Annotated in this window: 18 protein-coding genes; 7 read left to right on the plus strand and 11 right to left on the minus strand. The window is 71.6% G+C overall.

Going from position 1 to position 22,523, the window contains the following annotated elements; translation table 11 throughout:
* The first annotated feature begins 30 nt into the window (after nucleotides 1-30).
* Together DMB42_RS07605 and DMB42_RS07610 are read left to right on the plus strand one after the other, a co-directional pair.
* The gene (locus DMB42_RS07605) at nucleotides 31-345 is read left to right on the plus strand and encodes a hypothetical protein (protein ID WP_125631996.1); all 315 of its coding nucleotides are present in this window, start codon (nucleotides 31-33) and stop codon (nucleotides 343-345) included.
* Complete coding sequence (locus DMB42_RS07610; protein ID WP_125631997.1) at nucleotides 342-1,580, plus strand: transglycosylase SLT domain-containing protein; 1,239 nt, start codon at nucleotides 342-344, stop codon at nucleotides 1,578-1,580. The genes DMB42_RS07605 and DMB42_RS07610 overlap by 4 nt, the downstream gene beginning before the upstream one ends.
* 100 nt (nucleotides 1,581-1,680) lie before the next feature.
* Here the strand turns inward: DMB42_RS07610 and DMB42_RS07615 are convergent, their stop codons facing one another.
* The 5 genes from DMB42_RS07615 to DMB42_RS07635 form a co-directional block, all read right to left on the minus strand.
* Nucleotides 1,681-3,798, minus strand: a complete 2,118-nt coding sequence (locus DMB42_RS07615) for a protein kinase domain-containing protein (protein WP_125631999.1) — start codon at nucleotides 3,796-3,798, stop codon at nucleotides 1,681-1,683.
* Between the two features lie 43 nt (nucleotides 3,799-3,841).
* Nucleotides 3,842-5,116 carry a S8 family serine peptidase gene (locus DMB42_RS07620; protein ID WP_125632001.1) on the minus strand — a complete coding sequence of 425 codons (1,275 nt, stop codon included), beginning with the start codon at nucleotides 5,114-5,116 and terminating at the stop codon, nucleotides 3,842-3,844.
* Nucleotides 5,117-5,349: 233 nt separating this feature from the next.
* A complete protein-coding gene (locus DMB42_RS07625; protein WP_125632003.1) occupies nucleotides 5,350-5,862 on the minus strand; it encodes a hypothetical protein in 513 nt (170 codons plus the stop codon).
* Between the two features lie 10 nt (nucleotides 5,863-5,872).
* On the minus strand, nucleotides 5,873-6,745 hold the full coding sequence (locus tag DMB42_RS07630; RefSeq protein ID WP_125632005.1) for an alpha/beta fold hydrolase: 873 nt from the start codon (nucleotides 6,743-6,745) through the stop codon (nucleotides 5,873-5,875).
* A gap of 61 nt (nucleotides 6,746-6,806) precedes the next feature.
* A complete protein-coding gene (locus tag DMB42_RS07635; RefSeq protein ID WP_221762043.1) occupies nucleotides 6,807-7,388 on the minus strand; it encodes a DUF664 domain-containing protein in 582 nt (193 codons plus the stop codon).
* Between the two features lie 97 nt (nucleotides 7,389-7,485).
* On the opposite strand from DMB42_RS07635, the gene DMB42_RS07640 reads away from it, so the two are divergent.
* Entirely contained in the window at nucleotides 7,486-8,430 is a 945-nt protein-coding gene (locus tag DMB42_RS07640) for an RNA polymerase sigma-70 factor (RefSeq protein ID WP_125632007.1), read from the plus strand.
* A 93-nt stretch (nucleotides 8,431-8,523) separates the two neighbouring features.
* Nucleotides 8,524-9,741, plus strand: coding sequence for an NAD(P)/FAD-dependent oxidoreductase (locus tag DMB42_RS07645; RefSeq protein ID WP_125632009.1), 1,218 nt, complete (start codon nucleotides 8,524-8,526; stop codon nucleotides 9,739-9,741).
* A 20-nt stretch (nucleotides 9,742-9,761) separates the two neighbouring features.
* On the opposite strand, the gene helR is transcribed toward DMB42_RS07645, so the two are convergent.
* Nucleotides 9,762-11,912, minus strand: coding sequence for an RNA polymerase recycling motor ATPase HelR (helR, locus tag DMB42_RS07650; protein ID WP_125632011.1), 2,151 nt, complete (start codon nucleotides 11,910-11,912; stop codon nucleotides 9,762-9,764).
* Nucleotides 11,913-12,719: 807 nt separating this feature from the next.
* Between helR and DMB42_RS07655 the strand changes: the two genes are divergently transcribed.
* Nucleotides 12,720-13,301, plus strand: coding sequence for a hypothetical protein (locus DMB42_RS07655; RefSeq protein ID WP_125632013.1), 582 nt, complete (start codon nucleotides 12,720-12,722; stop codon nucleotides 13,299-13,301).
* Between the two features lie 221 nt (nucleotides 13,302-13,522).
* Here the strand turns inward: DMB42_RS07655 and DMB42_RS07660 are convergent, their stop codons facing one another.
* The 3 genes from DMB42_RS07660 to DMB42_RS07670 all read right to left on the minus strand — a co-directional run bounded on the left by DMB42_RS07660 (nucleotide 13,523) and on the right by DMB42_RS07670 (nucleotide 15,317).
* Nucleotides 13,523-14,527 (minus strand): sporulation protein, encoded by a 1,005-nt coding sequence (locus tag DMB42_RS07660; protein ID WP_125632014.1) that lies wholly within the window; start codon nucleotides 14,525-14,527, stop codon nucleotides 13,523-13,525.
* Between the two features lie 170 nt (nucleotides 14,528-14,697).
* Entirely contained in the window at nucleotides 14,698-14,970 is a 273-nt protein-coding gene (locus tag DMB42_RS07665; RefSeq protein WP_125632016.1) for a GlsB/YeaQ/YmgE family stress response membrane protein, read from the minus strand.
* 155 nt (nucleotides 14,971-15,125) lie between these two features.
* Complete coding sequence (locus tag DMB42_RS07670) at nucleotides 15,126-15,317, minus strand: hypothetical protein (RefSeq protein ID WP_125632018.1); 192 nt, start codon at nucleotides 15,315-15,317, stop codon at nucleotides 15,126-15,128.
* Nucleotides 15,318-15,458: 141 nt separating this feature from the next.
* On the opposite strand from DMB42_RS07670, the gene fxsT reads away from it, so the two are divergent.
* Together fxsT and DMB42_RS07680 are read left to right on the plus strand one after the other, a co-directional pair.
* Nucleotides 15,459-18,704 carry an FxSxx-COOH system tetratricopeptide repeat protein gene (fxsT, locus tag DMB42_RS07675; protein WP_125632020.1) on the plus strand — a complete coding sequence of 1,082 codons (3,246 nt, stop codon included), beginning with the start codon at nucleotides 15,459-15,461 and terminating at the stop codon, nucleotides 18,702-18,704.
* A 118-nt stretch (nucleotides 18,705-18,822) separates the two neighbouring features.
* A complete protein-coding gene (locus DMB42_RS07680) occupies nucleotides 18,823-19,386 on the plus strand; it encodes a YbhB/YbcL family Raf kinase inhibitor-like protein (protein ID WP_125632021.1) in 564 nt (187 codons plus the stop codon).
* A gap of 42 nt (nucleotides 19,387-19,428) precedes the next feature.
* On the opposite strand, the gene DMB42_RS07685 is transcribed toward DMB42_RS07680, so the two are convergent.
* Nucleotides 19,429-21,240, minus strand: coding sequence for a glycoside hydrolase family 15 protein (locus DMB42_RS07685; RefSeq protein ID WP_125632023.1), 1,812 nt, complete (start codon nucleotides 21,238-21,240; stop codon nucleotides 19,429-19,431).
* A gap of 30 nt (nucleotides 21,241-21,270) precedes the next feature.
* A complete protein-coding gene (locus DMB42_RS07690; protein WP_260477550.1) occupies nucleotides 21,271-22,515 on the minus strand; it encodes an RNA polymerase sigma factor in 1,245 nt (414 codons plus the stop codon).
* Between the last annotated feature and the right edge of the window lie 8 nt (nucleotides 22,516-22,523).

The raw sequence follows: 22,523 nt of genomic DNA on the forward strand, positions 1-22,523 counted from the left end.
CCTCAATGATCTCCATTATGCTCAACCTTCATGAGCCAGGGCTTGGTTGGTGTTTCCTACAAGGCGCTCGACGAGTGCAGGACGCAGATCAACATCGCGGCCAAGAAGTTCTCCGTCGACGAAATACTCAAAATCGGCCAACGGCCGCCACCCGCCGAGCTGACGGACGTCAAGTTGTTCGCCAAGCTGGACGGCGCACGCGAGCTGGCCACTCAGATGGACGCCACCTGGGTCGCCATCCGAGTCGAGATCGACAGCGGTCAGCTCAAGCTGGAGAGCGTTGAGCGGGCGCTCGACGACGTGGAGACCAACCTCCGCAAGGCGGAGACAGCCTCGGGCGCATGAGCGACAACACCCCGATCACGATCACCATCACCGCGCCGGACATCACCGAGGTGCCCCGCGGGCCGGAGTTGCAGGCGCTGCTCGACAAGGTGACCGGAGGGAACCCCGCAGGCATCAGAGCCATCGCCTTGACCTGGAAAACGAGCTCGTTCCACGTCGCCGCCCAGACTTCGGCGCTCGTCAAGAACATCAACGACGTCGACAAGAAATGGGAAGGCGACTCAGCGGACGCCTTCGACCGCTACATGCGCCTTTACCCCAAGGCGGGCGACGAGTTCAACACCACCGTCCTCGACTGCGCGAAGGCGCTCGACAACGCGGCGGGGGCTCTGGAGAGGGCATACACAGAAATCCGGACGCTTTGCGATAAAACGGTTGGAAGCGCAACGCTTGTCATAGGGAACTACCGTGCCAAGCACCCCGACAAGGACGAGGCCGACGCAAGACGCGCGCTGGCGGAGGACTCGGGCTTCGCCGGCACCGTGAACGGCAACATCGAGCAGGCCAAGGGGCTCGTCAAGACGGCCGAGGAGGCCCTCACGACCGCCAAGAACACGCTGGCCAGCCACATCAAGCCCGGCGGCCCCGGCGAGAACGCCGGAATGGGTTTCTTGTCCGCCCTCCCCTATCCCGGCGGCGCGGACTTCGATCCCGGCGACAAGAAGGTCGTCTGGAAGACGACGCCTCAGGGCAAGACGCAGTTGTCGGGTGACAACGGCTCGGGCGGCGGCTCGGACTCCGGCGGCTCCGGATCGGGTGGCGGTTCGGGGGCGGGTGGCGGTTCGGGGGCGGGCGGCGGGGGCTCGTCCGCGAAGTCCACGCCCGCGCCCAAGGCCGAGGTCGTCGAGTGGATCAAGCAGGCCCTCACCGTCATCAGATCCCCCGAGATGGCGGAGACCCTGCGCGGACGCGCCATCGACGTCGGCGACCTGGACCCGAACGACCCCCAGGACGTCCAGCGCATCTGGACGATCATCTACCACGAGTCCGGCGGCAACCCCAATTCCATCAACACCTGGGACATCAACGCCAAGAACGGCGTCCCGTCCCAGGGCCTGATGCAGACCATCCCGCCGACGTTCAACACGCACTCCCTGCCCGGCCACGGCAGGATCCTGGACCCGGTCGACAACATCATCGCGGGCGTCCTGTACACCTACAGCCGCTACGGCAACCTCGCCGGCCACCCCGGCATCTCCTCCCTTGAGCGAGGCGGCGGCTACCAGCCCTACTGACCGCCCGGCCCTCGCGTCCGGCCGGAGGCAGCCTTCCGAAGCGGCGACAGAAAACGGGCCCCACCCGGAAGTCTCCGAGTGGGGCCCGTCCGGCGCTGGATCAGCCGCAGTTCCCCCAGTCCGCGGCGGTGCCCTGCCCACCGGCGCTGCCGGAGAACTTCACGCACTTGCCCGGCGCGGCCAGCTTCACGGGGCCGGCGTAGTACTTGTAGTTGCCGCTGTCGGTCGAGCTGCCCCCGCCCTGGACCTCGAGCGTCGCGCTGACCGGGGTCTCCTTGCCCACGTTCACGCTCTTCATCGTCACCACGCAGTTCTGCTTGGTGCCGCTGTTGTAGAGCTGGAAGGTCTCACCGCCGTTGAACGCCTGCGAACGCTGCACGTAGAAGCCGGATCCGCACGCCTGAACCGGCGTGTAGGGGTTCTTCGCCTCCGGCTGCGGCTGCGGCTGCGCGGGCGGCGCGTCCGCGCTCTTGGTCTCCGCCGGCGCGGGAGCCTCCGTCGTGGGCGCCGGAGCGGGCGCCTGCGGCGTACTCCTGGTCGGCGTCGGGGACGGGGCCTCGGTGCTCCTGGTGGGAGTCGGCGACGGGGACTCGGCGCTCCTGGTGGGAGTCGGCGTCGGCGTCGGCGGCTCCGTGCTCTTCCTCGGAGAGGGGGACGGGGACGGTTCCTGGGACTGCTCCGGCGTCCTCGTGTTCCTGGCCGTCGGCGTGGGCGTCGGCGTCGGCGTGGCCGTGACCGTCTTGGTCGCCTGCGGGCTCTTCGGCTGCGTGGTCGTCGGCTGGGGGGTCGTCGGACGCGGAGTGGCGACCGCCTGGTTCGGCGGCGTCGACAACGTCGGCACCGAGCTGTACTTCGGCACGGTCGGGACGCCCGACGGCTCCTCGGTGGGCAGGATGAGCGGGCCCACGCCGTCCGAGTCGGTGTCGGACTCGGTCGCCCACGGCACGGTCACGTCGGGCTGCGGCTGGTCGACGCTCGGATCGCCCTGCTGCGGAACCGTCCCGTCACCGGGATCGGTCTTCGTCCCGTTCTCCTTCGAGCCGGCCCACCCGGTGGCGCCGCGGGTGGCCTTGCCGTCGGCCGAGACGCCGACCGAGTTGATCTGCTGGGTGTCCGTGTAGCGGCTGGCTCCCCAGAGGCCCACCCCCGACAACACCATGAGCGCGGCCACGGACGCGGCCAGACCGACCGGGAACTTGCGGCGCGGCGACGCCGGGTCCACGACCGACGCCTGCCACACCTGGGGCCGCTGCGGCGCGTCCCACATGGGCGGCTGCTGCTGCACCTTGGGCGGCTCCCAGACCTGCTGCTGCTGGGGATGGGGCTGGACCGGGGGCAGCGCCCACGGCTGCACCGGCACGCCTTCCAGCGGCGCCTCGCCCCCCGCCGGCGCGACAGCGGGCGGACCGAACGCCGGAAGCTGGACCTGAGCCCCCGGCGGCGGCAGCAGCTTCGCCGTGACCTCCGCGTCGGCCGCCGAGCCGCCGAGCAGGCGCAACAGCGCCTTGTACGTGCTCGGCCGCTGCGCGGCGTCCTTCGACAGTGCCTCGGACAACACGCCCCGGAGCGGCTCCGCCAGCGTGCCCAGCGCGGGCGTACCGGTCAGCACCGCTTCGGCGTCCTGACCGAACGGCGCCTTCCCGGTGGCCGCGAAGACGACCGTGGCCGCCCAGGCGAACAGGTCCGCCGCGGGGCCGTACGGCTCGTTCCTCAGCTGCTCGGGCGAGTGGTAGCCGATCTCGCCGGCTGCCTCGCCGAGGCCCAGGTCGGTCACCCGGAGGCCGTCGGGGCCGATGATGACGTTGCGGGGGTTCAGCCCCCCGTGCGTGACGGCCGCCAGGTGCGCGGCGGTGAGCGCGGTCAACGTGCCGACGGCCACCCGCTCGACCCCGTCGGCGTCGAGCGGTCCGTCGGCCGCGACGATCTCGGCGAGGCTGCGCCCCTCGACGTGCTCGCGTACGACGTAGAGGTGGCCTTCGTGCAGACCGGCGTCGACCGTTCGCGCGACGGAGGAGCTGGAGACGCGCCGGACCGCGGCGAAGCGCGCGACGCCTTCCGCGTCCTCGTCCGGCTTCGCGCTCAGCAGCTTGATCACCCGGAGGGGCGCGTCGTCCGACTCCCGGCCGAGGAATGACGTCCCTCGCGGCCCCTCCGGCAGACGTCCCGTCAGGTCGTAGTCACCCAACCTTGTGGGGTCGTCCGGTTGTAATGGGTGCATCTAGGTTCCCTTCGTACCAAAGTCTTTGTAGTCAACAAGGTCATCAGGTCGGCGTGCGTGCCCGCCACCCGCGACTTCTGCCGAGCGGCAACACGAATGCGAGCGCCCCGGCCACGCCGACGGCCAGCAGCGCACCCGCCGTCACCGCGAGCGAGACGTTCCGGGCCATGACATCCTCCCGTGGCACCCTGGCGATCGCATCCACCGGGATGCCCGGAGGCGGCGGCGCGGCCACCAACGGCCGGCCCGCGGGCTCGAAGGGCAGCACGGCGCTGACCGCCTGCACCGGATTGACCATGCCCGCCCCCGTCCCCTCGCCGACGGAGCCGTCAGCCGTTGCGATGATGCGCCGCCGTACCTGCTCCTGGTCGAGGTGCGGGAAGCGGGCGCGTACCAGTGCGGCGGTCCCGGACACGTAGGCGGCGCCGAAGCTGGACCCCTCAAGATCCAATTTGTACGCCCCACCCGGCCACGGCGCAATGACGCCGACCCCGGGTCCCAGGACGGCGACCGGCGTGGCCGTGTTGGAGGAGTCGGCGCGCCGCCCGTCGGGGGTGGCCGAGCCGACGGCCAGCACCCCCTCGTACGAGCCGGGATAGGCGGGCACGTCCTCCTTCTTGTCGGTGATGTTGCCCGCGGCGGCGACGATCACGATGTCGTTGGCCAGGGCGTTCCGTACGGCCGCCTTGAGCGCGGGGTTGTCGGCGGCCTTGATCGAGATGTTGATCACATCGGCCTTGAGCTGGACCGCCTTGTCGATGGCCGCCGCCAGCGTGGCCACGTGGCCCTCCGCCTGGCTGCTCTGCTTGAGCTCGATGACGGTTGCGCGCGGGGCCACGCCGTGGAAGGCCACGCCCGGGTAGACGCGGCCGGCGATGATCCCGGTGACGGCGGTGCCGTGCCCGACGCAGTCGGTGTAACCGGTTCCGGTGAAGTCGACGAACTCGGCGAGCCAGGGCAGTTGCGGATGCTTGACGTCGAGGCCGCTGTCGATGACCGCCACCCGTACGCCCGCGCCGGTGCTCAGCCGCCACGCCGTCTTGATGTCGAGCCGTTTCTGCGCCCAGGGCTCGCCGCCGGGCAGCTTCACCACCCCCGGCTCAGGGGTGCACGTCTCGTCCGCCGGTGCCGCGGCCGCCACCGCCGCGGCCGCCGGAGCGGCGGTGACGCCGAGGCCCAGCACGGCCGCCAGCAGCACCCGGCCGAGCACGGCCGGGCGTACCGGCCCGCGCCTCCGGGGGACCCGCTCCGAGGGAACATCAGGGCTTCCGGCCAGCACGGATGCGTGGCCCGCGCTCCACCGCTCTACCAGGGTCATCTCAGCCGTCCGGGGTCGAACCGCGTCTAACCGCCGAGTACGGCGATCAACACGACCAGCGGGGCGACGGGCGACGCGGGCGTCCTGGCCCCGGCATCCGCGCCCACGCACACCTGCCCCGATCGAGTCGCATTCGTTCGAAAGGCAGTCTTGCGACGCCCGGTGACCCATGTCGTTAGCGGAGAGTGCACGATATCTTGGCGAAGAGCGCAGATTGTCGGCCCGCGTCCCGGTTAGAGGTCGTCGTCCTGCCGGTAGAAGTCGTGCCGCACGTAATCGATCAGGTCCCGGCCGTACGTGATCATGTCCGATCCCCAGATCGACAACACCGGACTCCCGTACGTGCCACGTCCGGCCGGGATGAAGCGATGTGCGTAGAGGGGGATCAGCTTCAGGGGCCGCGCGAACTCGTGACCGGCGATCCTGACCGTCTCCGCGTCGTTTCCCGGAGCACGGTCCACGTCGTGAACCGGCCACTCCAGGTGGCGGCGGAGTTCCTCCTCGTCGCCGTCACGCCAGTCCGGCCAGGGGCGCTCCCAGGTGGCGCCCTCCTCCGGCCGGGCCGAGTTGATCGGGAGGCCGCCGGCGAGGAAGGCGCGGTGATCGTCGGCGAACTCGATGTCGTACTCGGCCTCGATCCGGGCGAACTCCCGGTCGGTCAGACCGGGCCTGAGCTCGCACACGCCGGACAACGCGAGAAGCCGGGTCGCTTCGCGGCCGAGATGGAGGGCGTCCGGGTGCGGCACGGCGTTCACCCTATCGAGAGGGTCGGCCGTCAAGGAAGGTCAGCAGGGCGGCGGCCAGTTCGTCCGGGGCCTCCTCGGCCATGTGGTGGCCGCTGTCGATCGGGTGGCCGGTCACGTCGCCGGCCCAGGTGCGCCAGATCGCCAGGGGGTCGCCGTACAGGTCCTCCATGTCGTCCCTGGCCGCCCAGAGGAACAGGGTCGGGCAGGTGAGGCGGCGACCGGCGGCGCGGTCGGCGTCGTCGGCGGCGCGGTCGTCGGTCAGGCCCGCGCGGTAGTCCTCGCACATCGCGTGCACGGTGTCCGGGTCGTGGACGGCCCTGCGGAAGTCCTCGTACGCCTCCTCGCCCATCTGCTCGGCGGTCGTCCCGTACCAGGCGTCAGGGTCGGCGTTGATGAGGCGTTCGGCGGGTCTGGCGGTCTGGCCGAGGAAGAACCAGTGCCACCAGGCCGCCGCGAAACGGGCGTCGGCCCTGGCCAGCGCCTCGCCGATGGGGATGCCGTCCATGACGGCCAGGCGGGTGACGGCGCCGGGATGGTCGGCGGCCAGGCGGTGGGCGACGTAGGCGCCGCGGTCGTGGCCGGCCACGGCGAACCGGTAGTGGCCCAGGGAACGCATGAGGGCGACCAGGTCGGCGGCCATGGCGCGCTTGGAGTAGGGGGCGTGGTCGGGGGTGGTGGGCGGCTTGCCCGAACGGCCGTAACCACGCAGATCCGGGCAGACCACCGTGTGGTACGGGGCGAGCAGCGGCGCGACGCGATGCCAGGTCGCATGCGTACGGGGGTGGCCGTGCAGCAGCAGGACGGGTGAGCCCGTGCCGCCGTGCCGGACGTACAGCTCGGTCTCGCCCACGTCGATCAGGCCGGTCGCGAAGTCGTCGAACATCCGCCGCCCCTACCCGGAACCGCGCCGCCCATCAGAGGGCACCCGCGACGCCGGTGACGCCCTACTGGCCGATGCGGCCGTCGATGCGCTCGCGCAGGAGGTCGACGTGGCCCAGGTGGCGGCCGTACTCCCAGACCATCCCGATCACGGCCTCGCGCATCGACATCTGGCCGCCGCCGCTGCCGTGCAGGTTGTCCGGGTCGTCGACGGTGTCGTCGAGGCTGGGCAGTTCGGTAAGGAAGCGGGTCGCGAAGTCGGCCTCCGCGCGCCACGCGGCCCACGCCTCGGCGACCACCCGGGGGTCGGCGACGGCGCCGTCGAAGTCACCGTCGCGGTCGGTCTCGCCGGTGAACAGCTTGGGCGCGTCCTGTCCGGCCATCAGCACCCGGAACGTCGCCCGCTCGACCTCGGCCAGGTGCCGTACGAGACCCAGGAGCGACATCGTCGACGGCTCGACGGACCGCCGCGCCATGGCCTCCGCGTCGAGGCCCTCGCACTTCATCTCCAGGGTGAGGCGGGCGCAGCGCAGCGTCTCGATCAGGGTGGCGCGCTCGTCGCCCAGGGTGGGCCCGTTCTCACGCGGGTCGTCCGCGGAGGGCCTGCCGTCCGCGGTGAACATGTCAGCTCGTCGTGTCGTGGCCATGACGGCCATCATCGACGACGGTCCCGGCGGCGACAAACGATTAACCACGGCGGGCTCCGGCCGCTGAAGGGTCAAGGGGACGTTCTAGTATCGGGCCATGCCCTTGACCGTGGACGACGTCGACCGGTTCGTGGCCGCCAGACCGCGCCTGGAGGCCGTCGCCTATCGCATGCTCGGCTCCGCCGCCGAGGCCGAGGACGCCGTGCAGGAGACGTTCCTGCGCTGGCAGGCCGCCGACGTCGACCGCATCGAGGTGCCCGAGGCCTGGCTGACGAAGGTGCTCACCAACCTCTGCCTCACCCAGCTCACCTCCGCGCGGGCGCGCCGCGAGACGTACGTGGGCCAGTGGCTGCCCGAGCCGCTGCTCGCCGGCGACCCGATGCTCGGCCCGGCCGACACCGCCGAGCAGCGCGAGTCGGTCTCCTACGCCGTCCTCACCCTGATGGAACGCCTCTCCCCCAACGAGCGGGCGGTCTACGTGCTGCGGGAGGCGTTCGGCTACGCGCACCGGGAGATCGCCGAGATCCTCGACCTTACCGAGGCCGCCAGCCAGCAGATCCTCCACCGCGCCAAGAAGCACGTCGCCCACGGCAAGACCCGCGCCGAGGTCGACGAGGCCGCCGCCCGGCGCATCGTCGAGGAGTTCCTGGCCGCCGCCACCAGCGGGCAGACCGAACCGCTCGTACGCCTGCTCACCCAGGACGCCATCGGCATCGGCGACGGGGGCGGGAAGATCCCGGCCCGTACCAAGGCGTTCGAGGGCGCCGTCGCGGTCGCGAAGTTCCTGCGTGGCCTGTTCAAACCGAGCGAGGCCAAGCGCACCCTGGCCGGCGGCATGCCCGAGATCCACTCCTGGGTCGCCAACGGCGACCCGGCCGTCGTGGCCGTCGTCGACGGCCAGGTCGTGGGCGTGATGTGCCTGGAGGTCACCGCCGACGGCATCGCCGCGTTCCGCAACCAGGTCAACCCCGACAAACTCGCACGCGCGACCGCCCAGTGGGCGGCCACCGAGCATGGGGAGCCCCTGTTCAGAGCCTTCTGATCGAGATGTGACGCGCTTCACACCGAGTTCCTGTCAGGAAAGCGCGGGTCGTCCGGTTCAGGTGGCGAACCCGCGCAAGACAGGAGCGAGGAAATGCAGCACCGCATCATCGTCCTCGGAGCCGGATACACCGGAGCCGTCGCCGCCGGCCGCCTCGCCAAGCGGCTGAGCCGCGAAGACGTCGCCATCACCCTGGTCAACGCCGAGCCCGACTTCGTGGAACGCGTCCGTATGCACCAGGTGGCGACCGGCCAGGACCTCAGGCCGCGGCCGTTCCACGAGATGTTCGCGGGCACCGGCGTCAAGCTGCGGCTCGCGACGGTCACCGGCATCGACGTCGACCGCAGGACCGTCACTGTCACCGGCACCCGCACCGGCGCGGACGCCGGGAACGGCGGCGAGGAACTGCCCTACGACACGCTCGTCTACGCGCTCGGCAGCGGCTGGGACGCCGAGGGCGTCCCCGGGGTCGCCGAGCACGCCCACGACATCGCCGGCCGTCCGGGGGCGCTGCGGCTGCGCGAGCGGCTGGCCCGGCTCGACGCCGGGCAGAGCGTGGTCGTCGTCGGCGGCGGGCTGACCGGGCTGGAGACCGCGACCGAGATCGCCGAGGCCCGCCCGGACCTCGACGTCGCCATCGTCGCCCGCGGCGGCCTCGGCGACTGGCTCTCGCCCAAGGGCCGCGCGCACGTGCGGAAGGTCTTCGCCGAGCTCGGGATCACCGTGCACGAGCACGTCGCCGTCACCGGCGTCGAGGCCGACCGCGTCACCACCGCCGGGGACGACGCCCTCCCCGCCGCGGTGACCGTCTGGACCGCCGGCTTCGCGGTGCACCCGATCGCGCGGGCGACCGCCATGGAGGTCACCGGCACCGGCCAGATCGTGGTCGACGGGACCATGCGCTCGGTCTCGCACCCCGACGTGTACGCCGTCGGCGACGCCGCCATGGCGATGGGCCCCGGCGACAAGCCGCTGCGGATGTCGTGCGCGTCGGGCATCCCCACCGCCTGGCAGGCCGCCGACTCGATCGCCGCGCGCCTGACCGGCCGGAAGCTCCCGAGCACGACGATGCGCTACTTCAACCAGTGCGTCTCGCTGGGCCGCAAGGAAGGTCTGATCCAGTACGTCACCGCCGACGACCGCGCCGTGTCGGCCGTGCTGACCGGACGGACCGCGGCCTTCTACAAGGAAGTGATCTGCAAGGGCGCCGCCTGGGGGGTCGCCAACCCGATGCTCGGCCTGCCGTCCCGGCGCCGCCGCGTCGCCCGGGGGCGGACCGCGACGGGCCAGGCCGTCCGGGCGCGGGCCTAGAGCGGGTGGACGGGACGGCGTCAGGGGGTGGTGAGGATGGCCAGTTGCCGCGTCGCCCTGGTCATCGCCACGTAGCGGTCGACCGCTCCCTCGACGCCCGCGCCGAACCTCTCCGGATCGACGAGGATCACCAGGTCGAACTCCAGCCCCTTCGACAACTCCGGCGTCAGCGACCGCACCCGGGACGTCTCCCGGAACGCCGGGTCCCCGATCACGCAGGCGACCCCCTCGGCGTTCGCGGCCAGCCAGTCAGCGAGGATCGCGTCCAGGTCCACGGCCGATCCGCGCACGACGGGGACGCCGCCGGCGCGGATGGAGGTCGGCACGTTCGCGTCCGGGAGCACGGCCCGGATGACCGGCTCGGCCTCCGCCATGATCTCCGCCGGGGTCCGGTAGTTGACGCTCAGGGAGGCCAGGGTGACGCGGTCGATCCCGACCCGGCCGAGCCGTTCCTCCCACGACTCGGTGAAGCCGTGCCTGGCCTGGGCGCGGTCCCCGACGATGGTGAAGCTCCTGGACGGGCAGCGCAGCAACAACATCTGCCACTCCGCGTCGGTGAGCTCCTGGGCCTCGTCCACGACGACGTGCGCGAAGGGGCCGGCGAGCAGGTCCGGCTCCGGCGCCGACAACTCCGACTCGTCGACCAGGTTCCGCTGGAGGTCCGCCCGGCGCAACTGCGTCACCAGGCCCTCGCCGTCGTCGTCGGCCTCGATCAGGTTGTCCACGACCTGGGCCATACGCTCGCGCTGGACGGCCAGGGCGGCCTCCTGCCGGCGCTTGCGCCGGGACGCCTCCGGGTCGCCGAGCCGCTGGCGGGCGGCGTCCAGGAGCGGCAGGTCGGAGACCGTCCACGCCTGGGCGTCGGCGCGTTGGAGCCGCCGGATCTCGTCCGGGGTGAGCCAGGGCGCGCACATCCGCAGGTAGGCGGGCACCGTCCACAGGTCGCCGACGAGGTCGGCCGGCTCGATCAGCGGCCAGGCGCGGTTGAACGCCGTGAGCAGCTCCCGGTTCCGCAGCAGTGACCTGCGCAGCAGATCGGCCGAGACGTCGTCCTCGTCGTGCTTGTCCATGAGGATCGTGAGCAGTTCCTCCCAGATCTGGTCGCGTGCCTCGTTGTGGGGCGTACCGGGGTCCGCCGCGTCGAACGCCTCGGCCCAGTCCTCGGCGCTCAGCCAGATGTCGGACCAGTGCGTCGTGACCGTCATGCCCTTTGCGGGCGGGTTCTCGTAGAACCGGACGGCCGGCTCGATCGCCTTCACCATGTCCGCGGACGCCTTCAGCCGGGCCGCCTCCGCGTCCTTCTCGGGCGTCGCCGCGGCCCCCTCCGGTACGAGGTCCCGCAGGGTGCAGGTCTGCACGCCCTCCTCTCCCAGGCTGGGGAGCACGTCGGCGACGTAGGCCAGGTAGGGCTGGTGCGGACCGACGAACAACACGCCGCCGCGGTGGTGGCCGAGCCTGGGGTCGGAGTAGAGGAGGTAGGCGGAGCGGTGCAGGGCGACGACGGTCTTGCCCGTACCGGGGCCGCCGTCCACGACGAGGGCGCCGCGGGACCCGGCGCGGATGACGGCGTCCTGGTCGGCCTGGATGGTGCCGAGGACGTCCCGCATCCTGGGTGAGCGGTTGCCGCCCAGGCTGGCGATGAAGGCGGACTGGTCGTCGAGCGCGGCGTGCCCCTCGAAGCCGTCGGCGGTGAACACCTCGTCCCAGTAGTCGCTGATCCGGCCGCGGGTCCAGCGGTACCTGCGGCGGCTGGTCAGCCCCATGGGGTTGGCGTGGGTGGCGCCGAAGAACGGCTCGGCCGCGGGCGAGCGCCAGTCGAGCAGCAGGCGGCGGCCCTGGCTGTCTGTGAGGCCGAGGCGTCCGATGTAGACCGGTTCGGGGTCGTCCGCGGTGACCATGTGGCCGAGGCACAGGTCCAGGCCGAAGCGGCGCAGCGTACGCAGGCGGGCGGCCAGGCGGTGGATCTCCAGGTCCCGGTCGAGTGCCTGCCGGCCCTTGCCGCCGGGGGCTTTGCGTTCGGCGTCGAGACGGGCGGACAGGTCGGCGATCGACTGCTCGAGGCTCCCGGCGAGGGCCGCGAAGTGCCGCTCGTCGGCGGCGATCAGCGCCGGGGCGGCCTTGGCGGCGAGGGTTTCGGGCAGCTCGAACACGCTGGTGGTCAGTGAATTCATCTTTTCCGGCTCCGCTACGAGGTGGCTGGCGATGTTGGCGCGTGGCATGGCGTCAGGGATCGGGGTGACCTGCCTGACGGTCACGACGGGCACACGGACGGCACCTCATACACTTCGTCCCCCATTTCCGCAGGTTCTGGCCTCGGCGGATGATTCTGCGGCACGATGGGGGTCTTGCCGCAAGCCCCCGGGTGCGCTATACGTTGAGAGTGGAAAGGGGTAATCACTCCTTTCCCCGACTTCTCACCGCGATCAGCTGCGGTTCCCTGGGCACCCCAGAGGGTCGGACGACCCGCCGTACGGGTCCCCGTTCATCAGGGCGTCACCGCCCGAAGCCAACCCGCGCTCTCCACCGACGCTCTTCGTCGGGCCGACGCGCATACGCCAGAGACGCGCGCGCCCCGCCCACCGGCGGGGACACCGTTGGCGAAGTAGATCAAAAAATAGCGGCCCCATGATCACGTCTGTGATCATGGGGCCGATCCTAGGGCGACCAGTCTTGCCCGAGCTGATGCAATGCTCGATCGCGCCCATCGTCGTGCGTTCTTCCTGGGCGATGAGCCTCGTCGTGGTCCTCACCGCGCTGCCCGCGCGGCCAAGAGCTGTTTCTTGGATCAGGTTCGTAGTTCGATGACTTGGCCGACCGGCCGCGCTTCCACGATTTCCCGGTGGAGGGATCGCTCAGCCGCTGTGACCGAGAGCCGGTGAGACTCTGTCGCAGCGATCCGGTGAGGGGCCGATCGCCTCGTCGTCCCTGTGTGAGCGGCCTAATGCTCGCCGCTGCCAGTGGATCTCTATGCTCGTAGCATGGACACGGCGGAAACCGTCCCCGACACCTGGCGGCCCGGGCGGGCGGTGGCGATCGTGCCGGCGGTCGTCGCGGCCCTGGCGACCGTATGGGCGACGAGCGTTCCAGGCTGGTCCCTGATGTGGCTGGCGTTGATCGCCAATGTCTGGGTCTTCATCGGTCTCATATGGCTGCTCACGTTGGGCCGCATGCTGTTCAGGCGTGAACCTTTAGCGCGGTTGCGTCGTGAATGGCCGGTATGGTCACTGCCGCCCCTGATCGTTCTGCTGGTTTGCGGCCTGCTATACGTGGGTGCGCCCCTGGAGGCGCGCTTCGCCCTGTCACGCCCCGCCCTCGACGGCCGCGCCCAGGCCATCTCACACGGCGCGCCGCTGCCCGCAGACGACGAATGGATAGGGCTGTTCCCGGTCGGACGGGCTGAGAGGATCCCTGGCGCAGTGCGTTTCGCCATCGACGGCACCGGGTTTCTCGGTACCACCGGATTCGCCTGGAGCCCTGAGGGCGAGCCGCCTGAGCCCGAGGGCGAGGACCTCTATGAACACTGGCACGGCCCCTGGTACCTCTGGAGTGAGTCCGAGTAGGGAGCCTCTCATCCGGATGGCGATTGCCCTGATCATCTGGCTCCGCACCTCATCCCTATCCTCGCAGGCGCGTTCATGGTCTCAGTGGTGAAGCCGGCCAGGTACACATCCCCCAACATGTGATACGGCCCCGTGATCACGTTGGTGATCACGGGGCCGCTTCTGTCTTGTCTACTTCGCCAACGGTGTCCCGGCGGGTGGGCGGGGCGGCGGGATCCGGTTCACCAGTCGCCGTCGCCGCTCTCGTCGTCGTCGCCTTCGAAGATCTCCTCGACGATCTCGCCCGCCACCAGGCCGCCGACCACGCCGACGACGGCGGCCGCGGCCACCGCGCCCCAGCCCGGCCCGCCCTGGTGCTGCTCGTGGTGCCCGTAGCCGTGATGGCCGCCGTGGTGGTCGCCATGATGGTCACCGTGGTGGCCGCCGTAGCCGCCGTGGTGGTCGCCGTAACCGCCGTGGCCGTGGGAGGCGAGGCCGGACAGCCAGCGGTCCAGCTCGCCGGCCCAGTCGGTGTGCAGGGCGTCGGCGTGGCTGACGGTGAAACGGCCGATCGCGTCGCCGGAGTAGCGGCCCGCACCCTTGTCGGCCTCCAGGACCACCTCCAGCCCGGCCGGGTCGGCCACGAAGGTCACTTCGAGCTCCCCGACCACACCGGCGTACCGGGCCGGCGGGTGGAACTCGATCTCCTGGTAGAACGGCAGCTGCTGGTGCACGCCGTACAGGCGGCCGGCCTCCAGGTCGGCGGACTTGAAGGCGAAGCCGAGCTGCAACAGCGCCTCCAGGATGCCCAGCTGGGAGGGCAGCGGCTCGACCGCGATCTCGTCGAGGTCACCCTTGTCGACCGCCTTGGCGATGGCGAGCTCGGTGCGTACGCCCAGCGCCATGCCGTGCAGCGGCTGCCCGCCGATCCGGCTGATCGGGGCCTCCCACGGCACGCCGATCTCGAAGGCGATCGTGCGCTCCTCGCCCTGGCGCAGCAGGAACGGCCCCGACACCTGGACGCGGGAGAACTCGCCCGCCCCCGCGTGCTCGCCGTCGCCGTGCTCGAACTCCACGCGGGCCACGAGGCCGAGGGTGACGTGCTCGATCTCGGCGTCGAAGTCGCCGCCCTTGAGCCGTACCTCGCCGGACAGCGTGCCACCCGGCTGGACGCGCGGGGTGGCCAGGACGGTGTCCACCGAGGGCGCGCCGACGCCGAAGGCACCCAGCATGCGTTTGAAGACCACGGCTTTGTTCTCCCTGTCGAAGATCGAATGTGTGCAGCCGCCCGGCACAACGATCTTCGGCCGACGCCGGTTCCGGTCATAGCGAAAACGTATGACCAAGGAGGACCGAGAACGGCAGGATCCCGGAGGCCTGGTGCCGTTCCTCCGGGATCCTGTGACATGTCCCGCCTTTACGGGACGCTGCGCCTGCCGTAGAGGCCCGCCGCGAGGGCCACGCCCACACCGGCCAGCACCACCTGGATGACCAGTTCGATCCAGTCGATGCCGCGGGTGTCGGCGACGCCGATCGCGGCGGCGATCGCGGTGCCGATGAGGGCGGCGACGATGCCGATCACGATGGTGAGCCAGATGGGGATGCTCTGACGGCCCGGTACGACGAGCCGGCCGAGTACGCCGATGACGAGTCCGATGATGAGGGCGGAGATGATGCCGGTGACTTCCACGCTGCACGCTCCCGTTCTGCCGCGCCGGGGGTGGCCCCCGTTCTCTTGGGGGAGGCGGGACCCCTGGCCTGACAGCGGCATAGCTTCCCTGCTGGATCTCGAAGAAACGGGACGAATCGGCCTGATATCGGTTCATGACGGGCCCGGTGGCCGAGTCATGACGGGGTGCGGGTGAGAAAGGTCGCCACGGTCAGGGCGAGGAGGGTGAAGCCGCTGAAGGCCGCGCCGCCGGTCAGGATCGCCAGCGCCGTCTGCACCCCGCCGATCCAGGCGAGGCCGCCCGCCACCACCGCGACCACGACGCCCGCCACGACGATGATCGCCAGCCAGATGCCCCTGGTGTTCATTCCGCTCTCCTCCCGCAGGTCACGCCCGCTCTTCCGGGTCACGTCCAGCCTGTGCCCGGCGGGCGGTGTTGCGGGGGACGGCAACGGTGCCCGTCTCCGCAACACCCTTGCCTGCCGCATGCAATGCCTCAGACTGGAACGATGAGCGCAGACGAAGGCCCGGCCGCCGGTCTGGAGATCCCCGGCGACCGGCCGGTCACGTTCCCCCCGGACGAGCCACCCGACCGGCTGCTCGCGCAGGTCCTCATGCGGCTCTTCCAGCAGGTGGCGAGCGCGCGGGAGCTGAGCCAGAACGGTTACGCGGCCCGCATCTACCAGTCGCCCGCCAGCGTGTCCCGCTGGCTGCGCGGGAAACGGGTGCCGCCCGCGCAGTTCGTCGAGCAGCTCATCCGCGACGTCGAGGAGGCGACCGAGGTCGTCATCCCGCCCGACGTGCGCGCCTCCATCGAGGACCTGCACGTGCGGGCGCTCGCCGCGGTGAGCCCGGCGGTCGCCAAGGAGCAGGCGTACGTCTACCGGCTGCACCAGGCCCAGGACCGCGTCCAGGAGGCCGAGGCCACCATCAGCCTCCTCCAGGCCGAGGTGGTGAGCCTGGAGGACAAGGTCAAGCAGCGGGACGCCGAGATCAGGCGGATCAAGGAACGCCACCGCCAGGCCGCGACCCACACCGCCGAGATCATCGCCGACTACGAGACCCGCGTCCGCCGCCTGGAGGACGAACGCGACGAGCTCGACGCCGACCTCACCCGCATGAAGGTCAGCGTCGAACGGTACGAGTCCGAACGGGAACGGGCCCGCCAGGAGTCGGAACGGCTCGAAACCGCCCTCGCCGAGATCCAGCACACGATGACGGTCGCGGACGGCGGCGACGAGCCGGCGGTCGCGGACGTCCCGGCCGGCCACGAGGTGGTGGTCGAGCCCGACCGGCAGCCCGCGGTCTGGGAGCGGGTCCCGCTGCGCAACCGCAACTTCACCGGCCGGGAGCAGGAGCTCAGGCGCATCCGGGACGACCTGCGCTCCTCCGCCCAGCCCGGCATGCCCCAGGCCGTGGTGCTCCAGGGCATGATCGGCGTCGGCAAGACCCAGCTCGCGATCGAGTACGCGTGGCGCAACCGGGCCTCCTACGACCTGGTGAGCTGGATCTCCGCCGACTCCCCCGCGTTGCTCGCCGTCCGCGTCGCCGCGATGGCGCCCCTGCTCGGCTTACCGCAGGAGGGGGCCGGGCGCGAGGAGACGGTGGCGGGCGTGGTCAAGGCACTGGGGCAGGGCAGGCCGTACGCGCGCTGGTTGCTGGTGTTCGACCAGGCGGTCGATCCGCGGGACGTGCTGGACCTGCTGCCGCCGGGGCCAGGCCACATCCTGATCACCTCCCGCAACCCGGAGTGGGAGGGCCCGTACGAGGTCCATCGCGTCGAGTGTTTCCCCCGGGAGGAGAGCGTCTCCTTCCTGCGGCGGCGGCTCGGCGTGGATCTCGGCGAGGAGTCCGACCGGCTCGCCGCCGAGCTCGGCGACCTGCCGCTGGCCCTGGAGCAGACGGCGGTGTTGCAGATCCACACCGGCATCTCGATCGAGGAGTGCCTTCCGCTGCTGCGGCAGAGCCCCACGGAGCTGCTGAACATGAGCAGGCCGCACGACTACCCGTCCACGCTTCCGGCGGCGTGCGCGGCGTCGATCGCGCGGCTGGCCGAGGAGTCACCGGACGCGGTCACCTTCATGTGGTGGTGTGCCCTTCTCGGGCCGGCGCCCGTCCCCCGCGCCTTCTTCCGGCGGTTGCCGCCCGGCCGGATGCGCGAGATCCTGTCCGACTCCCTGCGGCTGAGCCGGATCCTGCGCAGCCTCACGCGGCTCGCGCTCGTCCGGCTGGAGCCGGCCGGCGGCATGATCCACGTCCATCGGCTCGTCCAGGTGCTCTGCCGTGCCGACCTGCCGGAGGCCATGCTCGCGCAGAGCCGTCAGGACGTCTGCCGGCTGCTGGCGGTCAACACGCCGGACGACCCCGGGAACCCGGCCGGCTGGCCGGCCTTCCGGGCGCTGACGCCGCACGTCGTCCCGACCGGGCTGATCGGGTGGACCGAGCCGGAGGGGCCGCAGGCCGCGCTGCGCGTGACCCGCTACCTCTGCCTGTCGGGCGACTACGAGCGGGCCAGCGCGTTCCTGCGCGTCATGGACGACGAGTGGAACGTGAACGAGCGGGACCTGCACCTGTTCGCCGCCCGGAGCCTGCTGACCGACCTGCTGCGGGCCCTCGGCCAGTACACGGCGGCGTACAAACTCTCCAAGGAGAACGTCTCGGCGATGCGCGACGAGCTCGGCGGGGACCACCCCGAGACGCTCGCCGCGGTCAGCGGCTTCGGCGGCGCCCTTCGCGCGTGCGGCCGTTTCCTTGAGGCCCGCCACCTGCACAAGGAGAGCCTGCGCGACCACGAGCGGCACCTCGGCCCGGACGAGCCCGAGACCCTGCGGGTGATGAGCGAACTGGCCCACGACCACGGTCTCACCGGCGACCACGCCACCGCCGTCGAGCTGTTCCGGCGCGCACACGCCGGGCAGAGCACCGGCCCCCGGCGGGCCGGGCCCGTGGACGTGCTCGTCTCCCTGAGCGGCCTGGCCCGCGAACTGCGCCTGAACGGCCATCACGTGGAGGCCCGCGCGGTCGGCGAGGACGCGTACGCCCACGGCGCCGGGACGCTGGGGGCCGAGCACCACCTGACCCTGCTGGCCGCGAAGGACCTGGCGATCGCGGTCAGGAGGTGCGGCGCCGTGGGGCAGGCGCTCGACCTGGCCCGTGAGACCCACCTGCGGCTCCGGCTGCTCCTCGGCGACGAGCATCCCGACACCCTGGCGGCGGCGATCACGCTGTCGAACTCGCTGCGCTGGACCGGCCGGGTGGAGGAGGCGCTGACGCTGGCCAGGCACGCGGTGGCCGGGTACGCCGACGCCCTCGGCCCGGACCATCCCTTCAGCCACGCGTCCGGGATGACCGTCGCGCTGCTGAGCCGGTTGTGCGGCGTGCCCGCGACCAGCGAGCTCCGGCTCAGGCGGGCCCACGCCGGGCTGGTCGAGACGCTCGGCCAGGCGCACGACCTCGCGCTCGCCTGCGCCGTCAACCTCCAGTCGGACCTCGTCTCCTCGGGCGCGGTGGCGGAGGCGCGCGCGTTCGGCGAGGTCAACCTCGCGCACGCGCGCAAGGCGCTGGGCGAGGACCATCCCCTGACCCTGGCCTGCGCCGCCAACCACGCCCTGGACCTGGCGGCGGAGGGATCCGGCGACCTGTACGCCGAGACCGTCGAGCGATACCGGCGGGTTCTCGGGCCCGAACACCCCGAGACGGTGATCGTGCGCGAGGGGGGCCGGGTCCACTGCGACTTCGATCCCGTACCGCTGTGAACGGGGTGTGCCGGCCGCGGCGATGGCGGGATCGGCCCGCGACGCCTAGACTGCGCACACACCCCGAGTGACACAGCAGACGCGAACGAACGGCGCACCGACCCCCCAGGAGCCCTTTGTGACCGTCAGACGAATCGTGTTGTACGCCCTGCTCGCCGCGACGACCGCCGCGGGCGCGGCACCGGCCCACGCCGCCGCCTTCACACTGACCAGCACCGCCTTCGCCCCGGGTGGAATCATCCCGAAGGTGCACGAGTGCACCAGCGGCGGCCAGACCGACCCCGGCCGCCGCAACGAGTCGCCGCCCCTGACCTGGAGCGGCGGTCCGGCCGGCACCCAGAGCTACGCCCTGGTCATGAGAGACCTCGACAACGCCAACCTCATCCACTGGGTGATCCACGACATCCCGGCGGGCGCGACCTCGCTGCCCCAGAACGTCGATCACGCCTACCGTCCCACGGTCCCCGCGGGCGCCCGGCAGATCTACTACCGCGGCAGCGCGAGCCTGTACGGCTACCAGGGCCCGTGTTCCCCCTGGTCGATCAACACCTACCAGTTCACCGTCCACGCCCTCAACCGGGCGACCCTGTCCGAGCTGAGCTCCAGCTCGTCCACGACGACCGCGGCGCGGGTGATCTCCGGCGCGTCACTGGGCACGGCCACGCTCTCCGGCGAGTCCTGAGGTCCGGGAAGCAACAGGGCAGGCTCCAGAGCCCGGTGCCGGTCAGCCGAGTGCGCGGTCGAGGTTGAAGGCGGCGCTGATCAGCGCCAGGTGGGTGAACGCCTGCGGGAAGTTGCCCTGCTGCTCCCCGGTTTGGCCGATCTCCTCGGCGTACAGGCCGAGGTGGTTGGCGTAGGTCAGCATCTTCTCGAAGGCCAGGCGTGCCTCGTCCACCCGGCCGGCGCGGACCAGCGCCTCGACGTACCAGAAGGAGCAGATGGAGAACGTGCCCTCCTGGCCGCGCAGGCCGTCGGGGCTGGCGTCCGGGTCGTAGCGGTAGACCAGCGAGTCGGACACCAGGTCGGCGGTGAGCGCGTCGAGGGTGGACAACCACTTCGGGTCGGTGGGCGAGACGAACTTGGCCAGCGGCATCATCAGCAACGCCGCGTCGAGCACGTCGCCGTCCTCGTGCTGGACGAACGCCTTCCGTACGTCGGACCAGCCCTGGGCCATGATCTGCCGGTACAGGGCGTCGCGGGACTCCCGCCAGTGGGGGATGTCGGCCGGCAGGCCGCGGTGGGCGGCCATGCGCATGGCGCGTTCGATGGCGACCCAGCACATCAGCCGCGAGTACAGGAACTTCTTGCGCCCGCCCCTGGTCTCCCAGACGCCCTCGTCAGGCTGGTTCCAGTTGTCGCAGACCCAGTCGACCAGGGCGCAGACGGCGACCCAGTGGTCGCTGGAGATCGGCTCGCCCCACTTGTCGTAGAGGTAGATCGAGTCGAGCAGGGCGCCGTAGATGTCGAGCTGGAGCTGCCCGGCGGCGGCGTTGCCGACACGGACCGGGGCCGAGCCCCGGTAGCCCTCCAGGTGGTCGAGCCGCCGTTCGGGCAGGTCGGTACGGCCGTCGATGCCGTACATGATCTGGAGTGGGCCGGTCGGGCCGGCGCCGCGCAGGCTGACGTGCCGGGTCAGGAACGACATGAACGCCTCGGCCTCGCCGGTGAAGCCCAGCCGGAGCAGGGCGTAGACGCAGAAGGCGGCGTCGCGGACCCAGACGTAGCGGTAGTCCCAGTTGCGCTCGCCGCCGATCAGCTCGGGCAGGCTGGTCGTGGGGGCGGCGACCATCGCGCCGGTCGGGGCGTACGTCAGCAGCTTGAGCGTCAGCGCCGAGCGGTGGACCATCTCCCGCCACCTGCCCCGGTAGCGGGAGGCCGACAGCCACTTGCGCCAGAACGCCACCGTGGCGGTCATCGCCTCCTCCGCCTCGACGTGCGGGCACCCGAGCAGCGGCACCTCCTCCTCGACGCGGTCGAGCGCGAACACCTGCGTCTCGCCCTCCACGAGGGTGAAGGCCGCGCGTACGTCCCGGCCGTCGGACTCGACCGGCACGGTGGCGCTCAGCGAGAGCGTCAGGGACGCCGACTCGAAGATCGTGAGCCCGTCGCCCATCCGTACGGTGTGCGGGTCGGCGCCGTAGCCGAACCGCGGGGCCACCCGCGCGTGGAAGGGCAGCGAGCCGCGTACGCAGAGCACCCGGCGGATCAGCCGCTGCCGTCCGCCGCCGCCCTCGCCGGTGACCGGCATGAAGTCCTGGACCTCGCCCACGCCGTGCTCGGTGAAGAAGCGGGTGATGAGCACGTTGGTGTCGGGGAAGTAGAACTGCTTCGTACGCGCCGGGACGTCCGTGGCCAGCTCGAACGCCCCTCCCCGGTCGGCGTCGAGGATCGCGGCGAAGACGCTGGGCGAGTCGAAGGCCGGGCAGCAGTACCAGTCGATGGTGCCGTCGGTGCCGACCAGGGCCACGCTGCGCAGATCGCCGATGAGGCCGTGCTCGGCGATCGGCAGGTAACGGTCCCCGGCTGCTCCACCCATCGCAGCAGTTCTCCCAGGTCAGAGCCGTTCTCAAACCTCGCCGGCGGCCCCCTCGGCCCCGGCCAGGCGGCGGCGCAGGAGGGCGCGCTCGGGCTCGCTCCCGGCCGCTTCGAGGGCGGAACGGTAGGCCGCGGCGGCCTCCGGCAGGCGGCCGAGCCGGTGCAGCAGGTCGGCGCGGGCCGCCAGGTACGGCTGGTAGCCGCGCAGCAGCCGAGCGCCGGCCAGCTCCTCCAGCAGCGCCAGGCCGGCCTCGGGCCCGTCGCGCATGGCCACGGCCGCCGCCCTGTTCAGCGCGACCACCGGGGAGGGGTCAAGCGCGAGCAGCACGTCGTACAGGGCCACGACCTGCGGCCAGTCGGTCGCGGCCAGGTCGGGGGCCTCGTCGTGCAGTGCCGCGATCGCGGCCTGGACGGCGTACGGGCCGGGCGGGCCGCCGCTGAGCGCGGTCACCACCAGGGCCGTGCCCTCCTCGATCATGGACCGGTCCCAGAGGCCGCGGTCCTGCTCGTCGAGCAGCATCGGCTCGCCTCCCGGCCCGGTACGTGCCGCGCGCCGCGCGTGGACCAGCAGCAACAGCGCCAGCAGCCCGGCGACCTCCCGCTCGGCGGGCAGCAGCCGGCGCAGGATCCTGGCCAGCCTGATCGCCTCCTCGGCCAGGTCGAGCCGTTGCAGGCGGGGGCCGGAACTGGCCGCGTAGCCCTCGGTGAAGATCGAGTAGATCACCTGGAGCACGCCGGGCACCCGTTCCGGCAGCTCACCGGGGTCAGGCACGCGGAACGGGATGCGCGCCTCCCGGATCTTCTTCTTGGCACGTACGATGCGCTTGGCCATCGTCTGGGCCGGCACCAGGTAGGCCCGCGCCACCTCGGGGGTGGTCAGGCCGGCCAGGCAGCGCAACGTCAGCGCCCCGCGGTCCTCGGCGGGCAGCGCCGGATGCGCGCAGGTGAAGAAGAGCCGCAGCCGCTCGTCGGGCAGGCCGCCGTCCTCGCCCGCGGGCGCCTCGGGGGCCGCCCGCTCGGCCTCCGCCCACAGGACGGCCAGCCGGGTGGCCAGCGCCTGCTCGCGCCTGAGCCGGTCGACCGCCTTGCGCCGGGCCGTGGTCATCAGCCACGCGCCCGGGTTGGGCGGCACGCCCTCGACCGGCCAGTGCCTCAGCGCCGCCTCGACGGCGTCGGAGGTCACCTCCTCGGCCAGGTCGAGGTCGCCGAAGCGGCGGACGAGCGCGGCCAGCAACCGGCCGCGCTCCTCCCGGAAGACAGCCTCGACTTCACGCACCGAAGCCC

Origin of the sequence: Nonomuraea sp. WAC 01424, assembly GCF_003947315.1 — a bacterium.
GTDB classification, from domain to species: domain Bacteria; phylum Actinomycetota; class Actinomycetes; order Streptosporangiales; family Streptosporangiaceae; genus Nonomuraea; species Nonomuraea spiralis.